This window comes from Methanomassiliicoccales archaeon, from assembly GCA_035527755.1.
Lineage (GTDB): Archaea > Thermoplasmatota > Thermoplasmata > Methanomassiliicoccales > UBA472 > UBA472.
This window is the reverse complement of record DATKZX010000020.1, coordinates 1-2,635: the sequence shown is the minus strand read 5'-3', so window position 1 is coordinate 2,635 and position 2,635 is coordinate 1. Positions and strand designations below refer to the sequence as shown.

Sequence of the window (2,635 nt, the reverse complement as noted above, 5' to 3'; positions counted from 1 at the left end):
TACTTCAGCCCCCTGTACGCCATTCTGCTTCTGACATTGCCCATGAGCTTGGGACTGATGAAGATGCTGCGGAACAAGGAGGATGATCTGCGTTTCATTCGACCGGCGCCTCAGATGTTCAAGCTGGCGCTTGGCAATCAGATACTGATAATCATTTCGTTGATATTGCAAAGCGTCCTGCCATGGACAATATGGTAGAGATGTTCCCACGGGTCACCAAGGAATATTCGCGCACCGCGTTGAATCCGCATTTCTTGCAGGCCTCCCCCTTCATGGGGCATCCATAGAGCTTGCTGCGGTCAGGCATGACGAACTCCGAGGCCCAGAAGGGGCACTTTTTCGAATAATCCTCTATCAGCAGTTCCTTCAGCGCCTTCTTGGAGTTGAGGATGGGGTAGCCTTCCTTCTTCAGGGCGATGATCTCCTCCACCGCTTTGCGCTTCTCCTCCAAGGTCAAGGTCTTTGATTCTGGCGGAGGGGTCAGGAAATTGATCATGAGGCCGTTGATATGAGGATTATCGCGGACTATGGAGGCCGTCTCCCTGATCAAGTCCTTGTTGTCTGGCATGACCACCATGTTGGCGAAGACATTGGGATGGTTGACCTTTTCCAGGTTCTCCATCAACCTGTCATAGGTGCCGGGGCATCGGATCGTATCGTGGACCTCCTTAGGGCCGTCCAGTGAGACGGAGATGACATCGCTCTCCAGATAGAACACGTTGGTTCCGTTGGTGGTGTAACCGGTAACGAAAAAACCGATCTCCCTTCCGGCATTGATGAGGTCCAGCAAGGTACGGTCCCCGTCGCTCCAGTGGGTCGGCTCTCCGCCCTCGAAGAAGAGGACACGGGTTCCCCGGTCGAACGAGGCCTTCATCTCCTCCAGGGCTGCTTCGTAGGATATGCTGTGCGGTTGTGGGATGAGCGGAAGGTTCTGGGCGATCTGACAGTGCTGGCACCTGAGATTGCACTGGTATGTGATGATCATGGTGTTGACCAGTGGTTTTTTGAACCCCAGAATTCCCTTGAAGAACCAAATACCGTAATAAGCGGTCTGGCCCAGCGTCTTCAGCGCACCCATGCTAACCTCATCCGAACCCCGATATTTCAAATGTGCCCGGCGTCGATCGAACAAATACGACGACGGATGCAAATGTAAGGAGAAATTGAGGACCATCATCCGATATCCATTGAAGGACATCACACCATAGGCCAGCATATTTTAAAACATAATAAATATTATATACTGGTGAATTTAGTATTTTAATTAATCTCGTTAATAGGAGGATATGAACATGACGTCTTTCAAATTGGAAGTTATTGACAAGATAGCTGCTCTTATGACCGCGGCCTTCGGGCTGATAGCAGCACTGGCTTGGAACGCGGCCATAAGTAAGTTGATGGAAGATTGGTTGGGAACAGGTGGCGATCAGACGATAGGACTGTTGATCTATGCCATCATCATAACCATCATCGCCGTTATCGCCATAATAATGATCGCCAGGACCTATAACAGGTTAAAATCGAAAGAGGACGCCAAAGCCTTGGCCTTGGCCGATGCCAAGGCGGATGCCAGAGCCAAGGAGTAATGGCGAATGGTCACCGTAAACCCCTTATCAATTCCTTTTTTTATTGTTCAATCCCCATGGCCGTTTTTTCATCGACCATTCCTCTCGTCAAACCAAAATTATGATAATAGAGGGTGGCTATCAAGAAATCGTAGCGGAGGAATTGTATGAAGGTCAAGGTCGGCATCAACGGTTACGGAACCATCGGCAAGAGAGTGGCTTGGGCGGTCAACAAGCAGGACGACATGGAGATCATGGGGGTAACAAAGACAAGACCGTCATACGAGTCATCCACCGCCATTCGCGAGGGTCACCCCCTCTACGCCGCCCGCAATGAGGATGTGGATAACTTCGAGAAGGCGGGTGTGAAGGTCCAGGGCACACTGGATGACCTTCTTCCAAAGGTGGACGTCATTGTGGACTGCACCCCAGGTGGTGTCGGCGAGAAAAATAAGATACTTTACGACAAGGTCGGGGTCAAGAGCATATTCCAGGGGGGAGAGGGGCACGCGCTGACCGGCGTCTCGTTCAACGCCCTGGCCAATTACCACGAGGCGTGGGGAGCGTCCTCGGCCAGGGTGGTCTCCTGCAACACCACCGGCCTGGTCCGCACCCTGTTCCCGCTTCAGCAGACCTTCGGCATTCAGAAGGTGTTCGCCTCCCTCATCCGGCGCGGTGCTGATCCTGCGGACAAGAAGGGGTCGGCGCTGAACGCCATCGAACCGTCGCTCAAATTGCCGACCCATCATGGACCGGACGTCAAGACCGTGATGCACGGATTGGACATACAGACCATGGCCGTGATGACACCGACCACGCTCATGCACTTGCACTGTATCGTGGTGGACCTTAAGGAGAAGGCTGGTGAAAGTGAGGTGCTGGACCTATGGGATTCCTCACCGCGGGTCAGGCTCGTATCCGGAAAGGATGGCGTCAAGAACACTGGGCAGATAATGGAGCTGGCCAAGGATCTGGGCCGACCACGCGGGGACATGATGGACATAGCCGTGTGGAAGGACGGGGTGAAGATGGTCGATTCCACCCTTTATTATTATCAGGCCGTCCACCAG

Annotated in this window: 4 protein-coding genes; 3 read left to right on the top strand and 1 reads right to left on the bottom strand. The window is 52.9% G+C overall.

Annotated features, from left to right (window positions below):
* Positions 1 to 198, top strand: a 198-nt coding sequence (locus VMW85_07280; GenBank protein HUT27828.1) for a hypothetical protein, incomplete at its 5' end; no start/stop codon positions are given.
* Here the strand turns inward: VMW85_07280 and VMW85_07275 are convergent.
* Entirely contained in the window at positions 152 to 1,078 is a 927-nt protein-coding gene (locus tag VMW85_07275) for a radical SAM protein (GenBank protein HUT27827.1), read from the bottom strand. The genes VMW85_07280 and VMW85_07275 overlap by 47 nt on opposite strands.
* 214 nt (positions 1,079 to 1,292) lie before the next feature.
* Here VMW85_07275 and VMW85_07270 point away from each other — a divergent pair, with 214 nt between their 5' ends.
* Both VMW85_07270 and VMW85_07265 read left to right on the top strand, forming a co-directional pair.
* Complete coding sequence (locus VMW85_07270; GenBank protein ID HUT27826.1) at positions 1,293 to 1,586, top strand: DUF5654 family protein; 294 nt, start codon at positions 1,293 to 1,295, stop codon at positions 1,584 to 1,586.
* Between the two features lie 146 nt (positions 1,587 to 1,732).
* Positions 1,733 to 2,635: type II glyceraldehyde-3-phosphate dehydrogenase (locus VMW85_07265; protein HUT27825.1), on the top strand; the 903-nt coding region annotated here is incomplete at its 3' end.